1 protein-coding gene is annotated in these 567 nt (G+C 62.6%); it reads left to right on the top strand.

What is annotated here, in order from left to right; translation table 11 throughout:
- Window positions 1-418 (top strand): hypothetical protein (locus AAGW05_RS18545; protein WP_411806033.1); only part of this gene is annotated, 418 nt, incomplete at its 5' end.
- Window positions 419-567: the final 149 nt, after the last annotated feature.

Raw genomic sequence — 567 nt, 5'->3', positions numbered from 1 at the left:
GCAGCCAATCCCGCACCGTGCTCTGGGGCCGATCAAGCCTGGCAGCGATCTTCCGATGGCCCAGGCCCGCGGCAGCACTGAGTTCCACAGCGTCGGCAATCACTTCGGCATGATCGGCACGGCGGCAAGCAAACACCGCCGGCAACAAGATATGGGTGGCACCGCAGCCACAACACCGCCCCCTGCGCGGGATAAACCGTCGGTTCATCACCGGGACCCCGCAACGGATCACGCGCTCCACCCCGAAACCCCAAGGCCGCAGCCGCCCACGGCACGCCGGGCACATAAGCTCACGGTCAAAGAGCTGGGATTCGACAGCGGCAGGATCGTGGCTTACCGTAAGCAACAGCGCGACTCTTTTCGCGTTAGAACGACCTGGTGCGGCTTCGAAACTGGCACCGGGTCGTTCGTCTTTTAAGATCAGGAACAAAATCCCAGATCAAGGGCTCATCGTCAGCCTGACGCCGCCAACGAAGAACGTCAAGAGGCCAACACCGGAACCCGGCTCACCACGCCACGTTGTCAGGCAACCCGACTACCCGCGGTCATCCAATGCGACGCGCAACA

The organism is Arthrobacter sp. LAPM80, assembly GCF_046736435.1.
GTDB lineage: Bacteria > Actinomycetota > Actinomycetes > Actinomycetales > Micrococcaceae > Specibacter.
Note: the sequence above shows the minus strand (reverse complement) of the source record. Positions and strands in the feature narration are given on the sequence as shown.